This window comes from Celeribacter sp. PS-C1, from assembly GCF_019429625.1.
Classification (GTDB): Bacteria; Pseudomonadota; Alphaproteobacteria; order Rhodobacterales; family Rhodobacteraceae; genus Celeribacter.
Genome location: NZ_JAHXRW010000010.1, coordinates 16,877 through 32,951 on the forward strand (window position 1 = coordinate 16,877; position 16,075 = coordinate 32,951).

General features: G+C 58.7%; 12 protein-coding genes. 2 read left to right on the top strand and 10 right to left on the bottom strand.

The annotated features are described in order from the left end of the window. Nucleotides 1–16 precede the first annotated feature (16 nt). The 10 genes from J5Y17_RS14360 to J5Y17_RS14405 all read right to left on the bottom strand — a co-directional run bounded on the left by J5Y17_RS14360 (nt 17) and on the right by J5Y17_RS14405 (nt 14,856). Nucleotides 17–1,144 (bottom strand): alkene reductase, encoded by a 1,128-nt coding sequence (locus tag J5Y17_RS14360; RefSeq protein ID WP_219785938.1) that lies wholly within the window; start codon nt 1,142–1,144, stop codon nt 17–19. Nucleotides 1,145–1,199: 55 nt separating this feature from the next. After that, on the bottom strand, nt 1,200–1,964 hold the full coding sequence (locus tag J5Y17_RS14365) for an SDR family NAD(P)-dependent oxidoreductase (RefSeq protein ID WP_219785939.1): 765 nt from the start codon (nt 1,962–1,964) through the stop codon (nt 1,200–1,202). 32 nt (nt 1,965–1,996) lie between these two features. Next, a complete protein-coding gene (locus J5Y17_RS14370) occupies nt 1,997–4,537 on the bottom strand; it encodes an ATP-binding cassette domain-containing protein (protein ID WP_219785941.1) in 2,541 nt (846 codons plus the stop codon). A gap of 87 nt (nt 4,538–4,624) precedes the next feature. Further along, nucleotides 4,625–5,683, bottom strand: coding sequence for a substrate-binding domain-containing protein (locus J5Y17_RS14375; RefSeq protein ID WP_219785943.1), 1,059 nt, complete (start codon nt 5,681–5,683; stop codon nt 4,625–4,627). 42 nt (nt 5,684–5,725) lie between these two features. Beyond that, nucleotides 5,726–6,703, bottom strand: a complete 978-nt coding sequence (locus J5Y17_RS14380; protein ID WP_219785944.1) for an ABC transporter permease — start codon at nt 6,701–6,703, stop codon at nt 5,726–5,728. A 670-nt stretch (nt 6,704–7,373) separates the two neighbouring features. After that, nucleotides 7,374–8,153, bottom strand: a complete 780-nt coding sequence (locus J5Y17_RS14385) for an EthD domain-containing protein (RefSeq protein WP_255572106.1) — start codon at nt 8,151–8,153, stop codon at nt 7,374–7,376. Nucleotides 8,154–8,400: 247 nt separating this feature from the next. Then, nucleotides 8,401–10,026: an IclR family transcriptional regulator gene (locus J5Y17_RS14390; RefSeq protein ID WP_219785945.1), complete on the bottom strand. Its 1,626-nt coding sequence runs from the start codon at nt 10,024–10,026 to the stop codon at nt 8,401–8,403. A gap of 225 nt (nt 10,027–10,251) precedes the next feature. Continuing rightward, nucleotides 10,252–11,340 carry a substrate-binding domain-containing protein gene (locus J5Y17_RS14395; RefSeq protein WP_219785946.1) on the bottom strand — a complete coding sequence of 363 codons (1,089 nt, stop codon included), beginning with the start codon at nt 11,338–11,340 and terminating at the stop codon, nt 10,252–10,254. Nucleotides 11,341–11,465: 125 nt separating this feature from the next. Next, nucleotides 11,466–12,203: an SDR family oxidoreductase gene (locus J5Y17_RS14400; protein WP_219785947.1), complete on the bottom strand. Its 738-nt coding sequence runs from the start codon at nt 12,201–12,203 to the stop codon at nt 11,466–11,468. Between the two features lie 388 nt (nt 12,204–12,591). Then, nucleotides 12,592–14,856 carry an adenosylcobalamin-dependent ribonucleoside-diphosphate reductase gene (locus J5Y17_RS14405; RefSeq protein WP_219785949.1) on the bottom strand — a complete coding sequence of 755 codons (2,265 nt, stop codon included), beginning with the start codon at nt 14,854–14,856 and terminating at the stop codon, nt 12,592–12,594. A 140-nt stretch (nt 14,857–14,996) separates the two neighbouring features. On the opposite strand from J5Y17_RS14405, the gene J5Y17_RS14410 reads away from it, so the two are divergent. Both J5Y17_RS14410 and lepB read left to right on the top strand, forming a co-directional pair. Continuing rightward, nucleotides 14,997–15,416, top strand: coding sequence for a DUF1489 family protein (locus J5Y17_RS14410; RefSeq protein WP_219785950.1), 420 nt, complete (start codon nt 14,997–14,999; stop codon nt 15,414–15,416). Nucleotides 15,417–15,526: 110 nt separating this feature from the next. After that, on the top strand, nt 15,527–16,051 hold the full coding sequence (gene lepB, locus J5Y17_RS14415) for a signal peptidase I (RefSeq protein ID WP_219785952.1): 525 nt from the start codon (nt 15,527–15,529) through the stop codon (nt 16,049–16,051). Nucleotides 16,052–16,075: the final 24 nt, after the last annotated feature.

Genomic DNA, 16,075 nt, shown 5'->3' on the forward strand with positions numbered 1-16,075 from the left:
CGCCCGATCCGGTCGCTCAGGCTTCGGGATAATCGATGTAGCCCGCGCGGCCCGGGATATAGAGCGTGTCGCGATTGAGCGGCGCCAGTTCAGTGCCCGCTTTCATCCGCGAAATCAGGTCGGGGTTCGACACGAAGGGCCGCCCGAAGGCCACAATATCCGCACGTCCCGATGCGATCTCCTGCTCGGCGGTTTCGCGCGTATATTGACCAGCCGCGATGATGACGCCGGAATAGAGATCGCGCGCCACACCGATCACGTCGGCATGATCGAAGGCCTCTTGCACATCATTGTCGCCCGTAACTTCAGGACGGATGACATGGACATAGCCCACGCCGGAGGCCTCGGCTTGTTTCACCTGTGCCGTAAAGAGCGCAAGCGGGTCCTCTTCATGAACATCGTTGAAAGTGCCGTAGGGAGAGAAGCGCACGCCGATGTTGCCCTTGTCGTAGACGGTCGCAATGGCCTCGATGATCTCGCGCAGGAAGCGCAGACGGTTCTCGTAGGACCCACCGTATTCATCGGTGCGCTTGTTGATGTTCGAGGCGCAGAACTGGTCGATCAGATAGCCATTGGCGCCGTGAATCTCGATCCCGTCGAACCCTGCCGCTTTGGCGTTGCGCGCGGCTTCGGCATACATGTCCACGACATACTGGATGTCATCCTTGGTCATTTCGCGCGGCGTGGGGATCTCCACCATGCCGTGTTCATCAGTGATCATCTCGGTCACGGGCTTGACCGGAGACGGCCCCATCGGATGCGGATTGTCCGTCGGACGGTTGTAAGCATGGGAAATGCGCCCGGTGTGCCAAAGTTGAATGACCGCCTTGGCGCCGCCCGCGTGGATCGCGTCAACGATCCCTTTCCAGACCTCGGTCTGCTCGGCATTGTAAATCCCAGGCGAGCGCGGATAGCCGACGGCGTCCGGCGACATCTGCGTCGCTTCGGTGATCAGCATGCCGCAGGTGTTGCGCTGGCCGTAATATTCGGCGGTGTAGTCCGCAGGCACCCAGGTTTTTGCGTCAGCCCGAAAGCGGGACATCGGCGCCATGGCCACCCGGTTGGTCAGGTCCCAGGCGCCCAGTTGGGCGGGCTCGAACAGCGTGCTTGTCTTGGTCTCTTGATTTGCTACTGCAACAGTCATGGTTTCCTCCTGTTTTGACTGTGGTTTTCGAAATCTGCGAAAGGCGGCGTGGCGCTCAGGCCGGTCGATAGCCCCCGTCCACGGAAAGGGTTGTGGCGGTCACGCCGCTGGCCAGATCGGACAGCAGAAACGCAACGCCGTTGGCGATTTCCGCCGGCTCCAAAAGGCGCGCGATCGGAACCTGCGACAGCCAATTGGCCATCATCTCCGGATCGTTCTCTTGCGCCTTTTTCAGAATTTGCGTGGCGGTATAGCCGGGGGCCAAGGCATTCACACGGATGCCGTGCGGCGCCCATTCCACCCCCAAAAGAGAGGCGAGATGCGCCACTGCGGCTTTACTTGTGCCGTAAGCGGCGTGACGCTCCGGTTTGACGACGCGAAAGCCCGCAATCGACGAAATCATCACGATGCTGCCGGGCCGACCCGCAGCCTTCATGCGCTTGGCAAAGCTCTGCGCGGTGAAGAAGACGCCATCGACATTGACCCCCATAGTGCGGCGCCAGGACTGCGCATCGTAGTCGAACGCATCGGTCGGCGGCGCGATGCCGGCGTTCGCAACGACACCGTCAATGGGACCGAGACGCTCCTCGGCTTCGGCGGCGGCGCGTTCCACGTCATCTGCATCGGAGACATCCATCGCGACGAAAATGGCGCGCCCCTTGTCTTGGGGCAGAGCGGCAAGTGCGCCCGCCCCATCGGCCCCCGGCAGGTCCGCCAGCACGACATTCGCACCCGACGTCATCAGCCGTTCAGCGATGGCGAACCCAAGCCCGCCCGTGCCGCCGGTGATCACGATGTTTTTGCCGTCGAGAGTATCCAAAGTTTTTCCTCCTCTTAAACTTTGCTGAGCGTTCACGCCTGAGGCCGTCCGCGCAGGGTGGTGTAGATCACCGCCGCGAATACGATCAGCGCGCCTTGAAAGACGTATTGATAGGTTTGCGAGAGCCCCAAGAAGGCGATGGCGGTGAAGATTTCCGTCAACAGAACCGCACCAAGCGCCGTGCCGATAAAGGTGCCGCGTCCACCGCGCAGGGACGTACCGCCCAGAACCACTGCAGTGATACTTGCGAGCGTGTAGCTGGTGCCTTGCTGCGGATCGCCAACGCCGATCTGCGCCATGAGCATCAGCGCACCGACGAAGACGAACAGCGCTGTGGCGACATAGCCCAGAATGTTGAGGCGATTGACGTTCAGCCCGATCCGGCGTGCGGCCTCCTCATCGGAGCCAACGGCCCGGATTTGCCAGCCAATGCGGGTTTTACGCAGCACATATTCCCCGACGATCACGCAGACGATGAGTGCGACGAAGGCCCAGGGCAGCGGCCCGATCTGTGCGCCGAGGATCGCGGTGACATCGTAGCTGATGTAGCCGCCCGGCCCCTCGCGCATCAAAAAGCTGATGCCCTGAAGCCCCATATACATGGCCAGCGTGGCAGCAATCGGCGTGAATTTGGCGTAGCGCACGAGACTGCCGTTGGCGAGGCCGACGACAACCGCCACGGCCAGCATAAGCCCGAACCCCGTCAGCATCGTCGGCAGGGACGCGCCATCATTGACAAAGAAAGACGCGATCACCACCGACAACCCGGCCAGTGGCCCAACGGAGAGATCCACGCCGCGCAACATCAAGACGATGGTTTGCCCCATCGAGATAAAGCACAGCGTCGTGGCCAGCATCAGAGTGTTGTAGACATTGAACGACGACAGGAAGTTGGCGTTCTGGCTATAGCCATAGAGCGCAAGGCCGACCATGATCGCCAACAACGGAACAACCGGTGCATTGTCCGATTGCAGGAAATGGCGCAGCGCGCCGCCCCGCGATTGATCAGCCCGGCGCTCTGCGCCTGTCTCTGCATGATGATCCGCGCCGACGGCTGCCGCCACGATCTTGGCCTCGACCACATCCTCGCCGGTCAGCGTGGCGACCACCCTGCCCTTCGACAGCACGATCACGCGGTCGCACAGCCCCTCAAGCTCAGCGGCATCCGACGAATTGACGACCACCGGCGTCCCTGCACCGCTGATCTCGCGCAGGATGCGATACATTTCAAATCGCGCGCCAACATCGACGCCCTGCGTCGGCTCATCGGCCACAATCAGCCCCGGCTGTTCCAAAAGCGCCCGAGCCAGAACGACCTTCTGTTGGTTGCCGCCCGAAAGCGCCGTGATCTTGGCCTCAAGCCCAGGTGTTTTCACCGACAGCTCGCGGAATGTATCAACGACGGACGCATGTTCCTTGCGACGGCTCATGAACCCGAAAGAGGCAAATTTCTCCAAGGCGCCCAACGCCGCGTTTTCCCGCACTGAGAAGGACTTGGCGACCCCTTCGACCAGACGGTCGGCAGGCATGAAGGCCGCAGCGTGGATCAGATCTTTATGGCTGAGACGTTGCCCGGCCAGTTTCAACTCGCCATGCGCTGCATCAAGCCCCGCAAGCGCGCGCATCAACTCGGTCTGGCCGTTGCCTGCAACGCCCGCGATACCCACGATCTCGCCTGGCCGCGCCTCGAAAGAGACATCGGAAAACCCGTGTCCGCCCAAACCTTTAACGGTCAGATTGGCCTGACCCAGCATCGGCTTGGCCTTCGGAGGGAAGGTGGAGTCGAGCTTGCGCCCAACGATCATATCCAAAAGCTCACTGTCGGAGAGATCGCGTACCAGACCCGAGCCCGCCACATGACCATCGCGCAAAACGGTGACGCGATGCCCGATCTGCCGAATTTCGGCCAAACGGTGGGTGATATAGATCACCGCCGTGCCACGGGCTGCCGCCGCACGCACACGCTCGAACAGCATGTCCGAGGCGTCTTTGTCCAGAGAGGCCGTCGGCTCGTCGAGGATCAGCACTTTCGGCTTTGTGGCCAGCGCCTTGGCGATTTCAAGCAAGAGTTTCTGGCCAATGGTCAGCCCCTCTGCCCGCATATTGAGCGGCACGTCCAGCCCCACGGCGGACATGACCTCGCGCGCAACCTCTTGAGCCTTCCGGCCCTCGAACAACGCGGGCGGCAAAGACACCTGTAGATTTTCCAGGACCGAAAGGTCTTCAACGATTGCAGGGTGCTGATAAGAAATCGCAATGCCCAGCTCCGCCGCCTTTTCGGGCGTCAAGGGCGAGGCCGAACGCCCCTCAAAAGTGATCTCGCCGCGATCTGGCTGAAGCACGCCAGAGATGATGCTCATGAGCGTCGATTTGCCCGCGCCATTCTCCCCCAGAACGGCATGGACCTCGCCGGCACGAAACGCGACCGTCACATCGGTCAGCGCATAAACGCCGGAAAAAGATTTTGTAATGCCCGCCATCCCGATGGTGATGGGCGCCTCTGCCAAAGAATGCACGTTGGTCTCCATATGCGACCCTGTGCGTGCCGCGTCGATATTGCTTGCGATAGACATGACCTACCCCCTCCTCCAGAGCAGTTGGACAATGCGTTTGTGTCCCCGGACCCCGGCCGCGATGACGACCGGGATCGCGGGCGTGTCTTATTGGTTGATCGCCTCGAGTTGCTTCTCCGGGCTCAGTTTTGCCGAGAGGTAAATCTCACCTGGCAAATCGCGACGGCATTGCACCTCGCTCGGGTCACCCGTGACGGAGTCCTCGAAAATCTCAGAGGTGTAGACGCTGGTCTCGGGCGGCGTGCCACCAGTGGCCAGTGCGATCGCCCATTGTGCGGCCAAGCGCCCGTTCTCATTGCCGCCGCCACGGGTCAGCAATTTAAAGTCCGGGTTGTTGGCCTGTTTGTCCTGCCAGAAGCAGCCCAGAAGATTGACGGATTCTGTGGTGATCGCGGGGATAGACCGCCCGTTGCGCTCAAAGGCAGGCAGACCACCGATCAGAGACGCGCCGTAGTCGGAGATGATCACATCGATCTGCGGGTGTTTCGCGATCTCGGCGGTCAGCACCTGTTGCGTCAGCGCCGGATCCCAGTTGGTCACATGGAAAGGCGCGGGGTTGAGGTATTCGTAGCGCTCATCGAGTACAGAATTCAGCCCTTCGAGCATCTCAAGCCCGACGCTGTTGCCCGCCGGTCCGCTGAGGAACAGCATTTTCGCGCCATCAGGGAATTCGCGCTTGATGAAGTTGCCGAAATTCACGCCATCGCTCACGAAGGAGGCCGATACGAATTTGGCGTAGTTCACCCCCTCTTCGCCGCCGACCTGTTGACGATAGGGCACGACCGTCACACCTGCGCGATGCGCCGCGGTGAGCGCCGGAAGCACAGCAGGACCGGCATCGCCAAAGACCACCATGGCGTCGACCCCACGAGCCGCAAAGCTCTTGATGTCGGAAATGGATTTCTGCGTGTCGCCCTGGCCGTCGGCGTAGAAGAAATCGGTAATGCTCGGGCACTTCTCAGCCTCTTCGCGCGCAGAGGCGCTGGTGATCTGGCGCCAGCTGTTGCCGCCGCTGCCGTCGAGCAAGGCCAGCGTTGCGCTCTCCGGCCCGCACCAGGGCGGGACGTCCTCTGCAAAGGCCGCGGTGGCGGCAAGGGTCAGGGCCGTTGTGGCCGCGAAAGCAATCTTTCTGGATGTAAGTGTCACGGTGTCTCCTCCTCTAAAGTCCGTGTCGGTGAAAATCGGGGATCAGTTGCGGCGGAACGAATAGATCGCGATGCCAAGACCCAGCGCGAGCGCTTGGATGATGGTCTGGGCCGAGAACGGCACGCCGATGGTGATCGAGAACTGGCCCAGTTGGGTCAGGAAGAATGCTGCCAGCGCCGTCGGTACGGGAAAGCCCCGTCCGCCCATCAAGGATGTCCCACCGAGCACGACAATCGCCACGGAGGGCAGCAGGTAGCTGTTGCCGAGAAAGGCGGTCGGCTGGCTCGTCAGACCAGCCAGCAGAATCCCGGCCAGGCAGTAGAGCAGCTGCGCGCTGACGTAAGCGGAAATTTCGTAGGAACGAACGCGCAGACCCACGGTACGTGCCATCGCCGGATTGGCACCAATGCCCTCGTACCGGCGGCCTGCGACAGTCTTTTTGAGCACGATCGACACCAAGAGAACGATGGCGAGCGCGTACCAAACCGTATAGCCAAGCCCCAGAAACTCACCGCCTGCGATGCGCGACAAAAGCGGCGTAGTCGTGCGCGGCACACCTCCGGAAATCGCGATAACACCGCCGTAAAGCAGCGCGTTCGTGCCAATGGTGGCCACGATAGCGTTGAGACGCACGACACCGATCAAGATGCCGTTGAACAGACCTGCGCCAAGCGCGAAGGTCAGCGCCAGCAAGACGGCGGGCAAGAGTTCCGCGTCATTGCCCGCAGGGTAATGTGTCGAGATCACAACCGCGAGGCTGATGGCGCCGGGAACAGACAGGTCGAAACCACCCTGCTGAACCACAAGCATCTGCCCAAGACTGACGATCACCGCCACGGCCGCGAAGGGCAGACTTCCCGCAAGCGCGCCCGAGGTGATGCTCGAGGGCGCGAAGATCATGCACAGCACGATCAGCGCCAGCGTCGACAGCAACACGGTCCCAAGCTCGAACGACAGCCGATCACGGCTGAACAGGCTGGGCGGCATTGTGCCATAGGGTGCATTGTTTGCAGTTTTCATCACGCGTCCTCCCTCAGATACACGCAAAGACCGGCGACGCATCTGCCAGCCATAGGCCAGCAGAATTCGGGGCACGGCCCGCGCTTGCGGACCACGCCAGGCGGTCTGTCGCCATGGTCTGATTTCCTCCCTTTGAGGGGTGTGCGCCCCTCACATCATGGGTAGCACACTATTTGTAATGCGCAAATAAATTTGCCATTATCGTATAATTTTTTAAATTTTCGGATTTCAGGACCTGCAGGGCGGGAGAAGACGCATGGATTAAAAGCCCCTCAGAGCGCTACGGAAACGCGCTAAATTTGGCCATTCCGAAGACGCTTCAACGCAACCAAAATGCGACAAATGAAATTATATAATATTATTTAAAACAAATGCTTAACTAAAAATAGGACACCCAATCCACCGACAAATCCAACCACCCACACACCACACAAATGGCGCGTCACCCCTCATGCGAAACGAACCCATCACATGAATTCTGGCGCCAAAAATGCACGGCCTGAAAAATTATATGAGATCGTAGAATTGATGTTCTAATGCCTAATTTTTGCATCCACTCTCATGCGCAACCCCCAAAATTAAAAATGGCGCCCGGTATCCCGGACGCCAGAATTATCGATTCAGCTATATCGAATAACAGACATCACGAATCACGGAGCGATTCGCATGATCAAACGATCTGACGGCTCTCCACAAAGTAGGGCGTGATCGTATCAAGAAAGACCTTCGCGTGTTCCTGCGTTTCCGTCACGATGTCTTTGGCGTAGAGCTCTGCAGCAGCTTCTTTGTCCCGAAACCAGAACTCAACGATCCCATCGACTGGCACCTCATCATGACTTGCCTGCTCAGTGCGCGACCCATGATATCGACCCACCACAAGATTTTGATGATACCCCAACACACCCGGCCAACGGCGCACGAAATTTGCATGGGTCTCAAGCCACTCCTGACGAAAGCGCTCGGGGCTTACCCCCGGCAACCGCTTCAAAAGCGTCATTCTCTTGATGTAAGGGCCATCATCCAAGTCCATTTCGACAACCTTGTGCTTTTCACAAGCGACAATCTTAACATCTTGCAGAAAATCAGTTTCATCTGACAAAGCCGGCGCAAAAGAGTCATCATTCACCGCACTGATCATCGCGTCTTCATCATCGAAATAAAGCTCCGAGAACCCGTCCAGATCCCAATCCATTCCCCGCGCATGGCTGATGCCGAATTGTTCCTTGTCGGTCACCGCATGCTGCCAATACCCGCGCAAGCCAGAAAATCTGGAGGCCATCGGCCCATGAACACCCTCCCAATGCTGATTGAAATCCTGTGACGGCATTCCCTGCTTTTTCGTCAGCAGACCAAACCTTGTCATCATGTGCGAACTCCTCCTCGTAAGTTCAGAAAGTTTAAAAACGGGCTCATCACCCAGCCCTCCGCTCAGACGCAGATCTGCACTCATGTCGAGAAACACACCCCTCCAAATAGCTCCAATCGGTCAGCCCGAGAACCTTCAGAAACGCCTCAATTCAGCGGCGGGCAATTATGATATTTGCAAATTACTTTGCTTAAAGCAAATTATTTAGAAATGACTGGCGCTCTTTCTCCCTGCCCGAAAGCGTTTCAGGCAGCCGCAATCCGCACCTGACTGTCACCAGATGGAAATGAGGAAGAAAATTGGGAGATAGGACAGGAGCCCGAGCGCATCCTTACTTGGGCACAGCATATCCCAAATCGGCAGAGATCGCCGCAACGCCCGACAGAAGTTGCTCTAGCAAAGCATCCTCCTCGGCGCGCACCCGGTCTATTGCGCCCGTCAAGGTCACCGCAAACCACATCTCTCCCACATGGTTGCGCACCGGCGCCACCAGAGAGCGAAGCCCCACAACGGGGCCGGTCTCGAACGTCGCATATCCCGTCTGCCGGATCTCTTCCAGCATCACCGAAAGATCCTCCGGACTGGGCGCGCGCGCTCTCAACTGCGGATAAACTGCCATCTCGGCGGCCACCGCTGGGGCCAAGACCTGTTGACTGAGATTGGCCTGGAACAAACGCCCGGTGCCAGAGCTACTTAGCGGCATGCCGCGGCCCAGATAGATATCGGAATGGCGCGCCATCTGGCCACGTTCGATATGCACGACGACCGGGCCATAACTGCCCCACGTTGTTAGAAAACACATCAAACCCGTTTGCCGCGACAAGCGCCGCACAAGGGCACGCGCCGCAGCAAAAGCATCATAGCTGTGTAAACGCACAAGCAACATCTCGGCCGTCAACGGCCCAAGGCGATATTGCGTCGAGCCGGGCGCCTTTTCCACCAGACCCGCATGACGCAGGCTGACCATGTAGCTATGCGCCTTGCCAGCGGCCAGCCCAGCCTGATCACAGATTTCCTTGAGCCTCATCGGCCCCGCCCGCCCCGTCATCGCGCGCAAAATCTGGACCGCAGTCTCTGCCGAGCCAACCCCGCGCCGCTCATCCGCGGCGGCATCGACCGGCTCAAAAAGCTCTTTGCGCACCGGATCGATCCGCGTCACCTCTGGCGCCGAAATCGTAGATGGCTTGGCCGCAATCCGCTCCGCCAGTTCGGTTCGAATGCGCTCCGCGAGACGACGCGCAATCTCCTTTGGAAACACCTTTGCGGTCCCGGACACAACGATTGCGCAGACCAGTTCCCCGTCCTCATCCATGACCGGAACGGCCATGCCATTGTACCCTGGGAAATAAGCGTCGCGAATGAAGCAGTATCCATCCCGGCGCACCTCCTCCACAGCCTCCGTGAAATCTTCATCCTCACGCAGTTCACCAACCCCGCGCGGACAGGCCGTGCCTGCCAGCTCTGCTTCTGCACGCGCCGCCACGCGCGGATCGGAGGAAAATGCCATGAACACCCGTCCCGATGCGGTGCCGGTAACACTGTAGACTGTGCCGGGCATCACATTGTTGTCGGAGGCCATTCGGGACGGGATCACACTAGCCACGGTTGGCCCAATCCCAGCCCAAAACACAACACCCGCGAAAAGGTCGCGTTCTCGCGCAATACCACGCGCCGCATCCAGAAAACCGTAGCGCCGCGCCAGCGCCTCGATACGCCGTTGACCAAGCAAGGCGGCCAGTGGACCAAAGGAATATTGCCGGGACATCGGATCATAAACCCCGAGACCGGTCCGCTGAAGACTGTTCAAATAGGGCCGCACCTTCGCGGTCGATAGCCCGGACGCATCCGCCACGCCATCAAGAGAGGTCCGCTCACCCGCATGAATCATCCCGGACAGGATATCTCCGAACACCTCGACGGATTTGATGCCCCGAACTGCGCCGTTTTCCTTTGTCATCTCGTGGTGCCACCCAAGTTCCAGCTCTTCGTTGATGTCATTCGACCATACTCCACGGAACGGTCAAGAACATATCCCGCACGTAGGTTCCCCTTTGGTAACAGCTTTGTCCGCCGCGTGACATCGGCAGAACATGCAAATCGAAACACGTGTTTCACCGAAACAGAAAACCGGATCGCCCGTAAAAGGCGATCCGGCGATGTCAGAGCGTCAGGTCATGCGGCCTCACTGCTCAAAAAGCGCCACCATTTTGTCCATCGGCAAAGACGAGGACAGATCTGCATCCGGCGGCAGCTCTGGGTCGCAGAGCGGATCGACACCGGCCGCGCTGTCAGCAAACGGGAAGGCAACCAGCGCCCTCGGCTCCGGAGCCTCAAGCCCATTGCGCGCCGCCAGACCCGCCCGCAAAGCAAACCGAACATCAGCGGTGGTTCCGCTCAGCGCGAGTTGCGGCCAGACATCTCCGCTCTCTTTGGCCTCCATCCATTTGCAGCTGTATTCATTGTTGGTCGCAATGAACGCCATCGCCGGCACGGGCAAACCTGCAGCCTGATAGGCTTTGACGGCCGCAAGACTGGTCACCCCGTAATCCGTCGCAATCGCGTCAATCTCGGGATATTTCGCAATCAAACCCGCCACCGCTTTTTGCGCATCTGCAGGGTTCCAGTTCGTGACGATGAAATTGTCATCCAAAAGCTCGACCTCGGGATAGGCTTTCAGGCCCTCTTTATAGCCTTCGAGGAAGGTCACCGACGAGGCAGATCCAGCCAGACCACCGAGGAAGACCGTCTTGCCCTCGCCGATGGTCTCCCCAACCCACTCGCCAAAGATTGATCCGGCGCGGAACGCATCCTCAAACGGGTTCGCAGCATAATCGACCCCAACCTGACCGCTCAGATCCGAGAAATACGGCACCATCGTCGTCCCGGCCATCTGGGCGGACCGATAGGCCGGGATCGCCGCATCGCCAAAGTCCGTATAGGCCACGATGATTTCATAGCCTTGGGCGACGAACCCGTTGATCGCGGCGCTATAGGCCTGCAAATCCCCTCCGGCTTCGGCGTAGGTCACCTCGACGATATTCTCGCATTTCGAGGCCTCGTCCTCGATTTCGGCAAAGGCCGTTCGGCGCCACGAATTGCCGCCATAGCCATCGACCAGAGCGACACGGATCGGCTCCTCCCCGCACAACGGCGTAATGTCGACATGTTCGTTCACATAGACGAAGTCCTCCGCAAGCGCGCCTTGCGCCCAAAGGGTCGCAACCGTGGCCGCGGCAATTCCGAGACCGGTCGCCCGATACGTTTTGTGCATTTCTCTTTCCTCCCTTGATGAAGGCCACGGCGCCGCTCCTCTTTCAGCACCGAACCCTTTGATGAATGGCAAATTGATTTTGCCATTAACTAATGACTTAATGAGAATAACCTTCCAGCGCAGGCTTAGAACAAATTCGGCATGCCGCTGGTTTCCCCACCATCCGCAACAAATTCGGCGCCGGTGGAGAACGAGCTGTCATCGCTGGCCAGGAACATCACCAGCTTGCTGATCTCGCCGGGCTCGCCCACACGGTTCATCGGAACATGCCGATAATCTGCGTAGAGCCCATCAACCATGTCTGTGTTGATGTTTCCGGGATGGACCGAATTCACCCGAATGCCCTTTGACGCAAGCTCGACAGCTGCCGCCTTCGTCAAGCCGCGAATGCCGAATTTCGACGCGATATAGGCCGGAACGCCGGAAAACCCTTTGAGCCCGGACGTCGAAGAGATGTTGACGATAGACCCGCCGCCGCCATCCTCCATGAGCGGCGTAACTGCACGTATACCTTTGAAAGTGCCGCTAAGATTGATGCCGATCACCTGCTCCCACTCATCATCCGAACAGCTGACAATATCAGAAAACCGCAGAATCCCGGCATTGTTCACAAGCACGTCGATACGCCCAAATTGGGCCTTCGCCGCGGCCACTGCCGCCTGCCAATCTTCAGATTTTGTAACATCGAGACGCACCGCAATCGCAACATCCTCTCCCAACTCGGCCGCCAGAGCCTGCACCTCATCCTCAAGAACATCACCCAATACGAGCTTTGCTCCTGCCGCCGCGAAGTCTCGCGCCTCGGTCGCGCCCATGCCTCGAGCCGCCCCACTGATCAAGACGACCTTGCCAGCAACATTCATGATCTCTCCTCCTAAAAAATCTTCACCGCAAGACCACGCCTCCAAACGCAATCTGCGATGCGGATGTGCCTCCTCACAGCGGACCTCTCGCCCGACATCATCCAGAATCATTTTTAACATTGGAAAATTGAATAGCAAATGTTTAATTATTTTAGGGCAACTTTTAGATAGATACTCGCGAAGCGCAGGACGCATTTAAGCGCGCGCCACTGACGACGTCGCGCCCCCAAGCCGAAGGCCCTCGGCAGACCTCGCCAAACCATCGCAAGACAAACGAAATAAAAAACCACCGAAAGCCTCAGCTTCCGGTGGTTTTGTCAACTTAGTCGGAGTGGCCAAAACACTCCGTAAACAGTTACCTATGGGCGGGCCTCACATCCCCCGCAACTCACCCGCATTTCGAATGACCACAAGACCCGCAAGTCATGCAGCCTTCGACCATGCGCATGTCGTATTGGCCGCACGATGGACAAGCCTTGCCGCGCGGGCGTTCGCCGACGGCCACGACCTCTGCTTGCGGGTCGGTTTTGAGGCCCATGCCTTCGCCTTCGATAAAGCCGGTTTCGATCAGATGTGTTTCGATGACACCGCCGATGGCCGCGAGAATGGACGGGATATATTTGCCCTTCATCCACGCGCCGCCGCGCGGGTCGAACACGGCCTTGAGTTCCTCGACCACGAAAGACACATCGCCGCCGCGCCGGAACACGGCCGAAATCATCCGGGTCAGCGCCACGGTCCAGGCGAAATGCTCCATGTTCTTCGAGTTGATGAAAATCTCAAACGGGCGACGATGCCCGCCGACGACGATATCGTTGATGGTGATGTAGAGCGCGTGTTCGCTGTCCGGCCATTTGACCTTATAGGTGTTGCCCTCAAGCTGTTGCGGACGATCGAGCGGCTCGGAGAGATAGACGACTTCGGCACCGACCTCTTGCTCCGGCGCTTTCTCGGAACTCTCGGAGACCGATAGAACGGAGCCTGTCACATCGTTCGGGCGATAGGTCGTGCAACCTTTGCAGCCGCTGTCCCAGGCCTCCATATAGACCTCTTTGAAGTCCTCAAAGGCAATGTCTTCGGGGCAGTTGATCGTCTTGGAGATCGAGCTGTCGACCCATTTCTGCGCCGCCGCCTGCATGCGGACGTGATCCAGCGGTGCAAGCGTCTGCGCGTTGACGAAATACTCGGGCAGCTCCGCATCACCGAATTTGTCGCGGAAGAGTTTGACCGCGTAATCGACAACTTCTTCTTCCGTGCGCGAGCCGTCCTTTTGCAGCACCTTACGGGTGTAGGCATAGGCAAACACCGGCTCGATCCCCGAGGACACATTGCCCGCATAGAGCGAAATGGTGCCGGTCGGCGCGATGGAGGTCAAAAGCGCATTTCGAATGCCATTTTGACGAATGGCCTCTTTGACGTCCTGATCCATATGCTCAAGCGACCCAGAGGCCAGATATTTGTCGGCTTCGAACAGCGGGAAAGCGCCCTTTTCTTTCGCCAACTCAGCGGAGGCGAGGTAGGAAGCGCGCGCGATCATCTTGAGCCATTTCTCACAGGTCGCGGCGGCTTCTTCAGAGCCATAACGCTGACCGATCATCAGCAAAGCATCTGCCAGCCCGGTGACACCAAGCCCGATGCGACGTTTCGCCTGTGCTTCCTGTGCCTGCTGTTCCAGCGGGAACCGCGAGGCATCGACCACATTGTCCATCATCCGCACGGCGGTCGCGACCAGATCGGACAGCGCCGCCTCGTCCATCTCTGCGCCCTTTTCAAAAGGCGTTTTGACCAGACGCGCAAGGTTGATCGAGCCCAAGAGGCAAGCGCCATAAGGCGGCAGAGGTTGCTCTCCACAGGGGTTGGTCGCCGCGATGGTTTCGACATAGGACAGGTTGTTCATCTTGTTGATCCGGTCGATGAAAATCACCCCGGGCTCAGCATAGTCATAGGTGCCCTTCATGATCTTGTTCCAAAGATCACGCGCCTCGACGGTGTGATAGACCTTGCCGCCGAACTTCAATTCCCAAGGACCGTCGGCCTTCACCGCTTCCATGAAGTCGTCGGTCACCAGCACCGAGAGGTTGAACATCCGCAGTCGTGCTGCGTCCTGTTTCGCCTCAATGAAACGCTCGATATCCGGGTGATCGCAGCGCATGGTCGCCATCATCGCACCTCGACGTGAGCCCGCCGACATAATCGTCCGACACATCGCGTCCCAGACATCCATAAAGGACAAAGGCCCGGAGGCATCCGCCGCCACGCCCATCACATCCGCGCCTTTCGGGCGAATGGTGGAGAAATCGTAGCCGATCCCGCCGCCCTGCTGCATAGTGAGCGCGGCCTCTTTGAGCATATCGAAAATGCCCGACATGCTGTCCGGAATCGTCCCCATGACGAAACAGTTGAACAGCGTCACCGCGCGGCCCGTGCCAGCGCCCGCGAGAATGCGCCCCGCCGGCAGGAATTTGAAATCTTCGAGCGCGTGGTAGAATTTCTCTTCCCACGCGGCGCTGTCTTTTTCTACAGACGCCAAGGACCGCGCCACACGGCGCCAGCTGTCCTCCACGGAGAGGTCCAACGCCGTGCCATCGGCCTCTTTCAGGCGGTATTTCATATCCCAAATCTGTTCGGCGATGGGGGCGGCAAAGCGGGTCATGGCAGTCTTTTCCGGTCTTGATGGGTCATAGAGAGGGCGTCGGTCTTAATGCCGTGTGATCAAAGGCGCAACCACGCAGGGGAACGGCTTGTCGAATCAATCTTCCGACCTATGATCTATACCACACTTAGAGCAATCTGATGGCTGACTACATAAATCTCGTAAAACTCTGCGTGGGCATCGACACATTCGAAGAGCTCAACGCCTATATCGAAGCCACCCCGGGCGCGAGCCGCGGGCATGTGACACGCATGTGGCCGAAGCAGGAAGAGAAACTGCTGAACGGAGGCTCACTCTATTGGGTGATCAAAGGCGTGATTCAGGCGCGTCAGACCATCGTCGGACTGCATGAGGTGATCGGCCATGACGGCGTGCGCCGCTGTCGCATCGAGCTGGCGAAACCGCTGATCCGCACCCAAAACGCCCAACGCCGCCCGTTTCAGGGCTGGCGCTACCTCAAACCCGAAGACGCCCCCGCCGATCTGCCGCAGGGTCGCAAGAGCGAACCTGAGCTGCCTGCGGAATTGGCACAGACATTGGCCGAGATCGGGATCGTTTAAAGGCTTTCAAAGTGTTGCGTTTCCTGACGGTTCTTTTTTTCACATCCCTTTTCACCTCCCCCGCCAGTGCAGCCTGCATCTGCTTAAAATGCGCTTTTGGCGAACATCACATGTTTCAAACAAGCTCCAGTGCCATGTTGCCGACCTTCGCGCCGGGAGACTGTCCAATCGCGCGTCTCTACAACGACACTTTGAAGCCACAGCGCGGCCAGTCCATTGCATTCGCGGAAAACGGTCTGGTCTTTCTGTTCCGCATCATTGGCCTGGCGGGAGATCAGATCCAGCTGATCGAGGGCGAGGTCTTTTTGAATGGCACGGCTTTGAAACGTGAAAGAGGACAGAGCTTTCGCCTCACCGGAAAAGATGACATGCGGATCGCCCAAGATGCCTGCGACGGTCAAACAGAATGTGACGTCTCTCTCACGCGCGAAACACTGCCGGACGGGACAAGTTATGAAGTTCTGGATGTGAGCGACACGCGGCTCGACACGGCAGCCCTTTTTACCGTGCCAAAGGGCCACGTCTTTGTCCTTGGCGACAATCGCGACAATGCTGCGGACAGTCGCCTCCCAAGTCCGATGGGACGCGGTTTTATCGCGTTGAACAGTTTGATCGGCGTGTTCGAAGAGGAATGAACTGGGCGACGCTCGCCGTCAGTT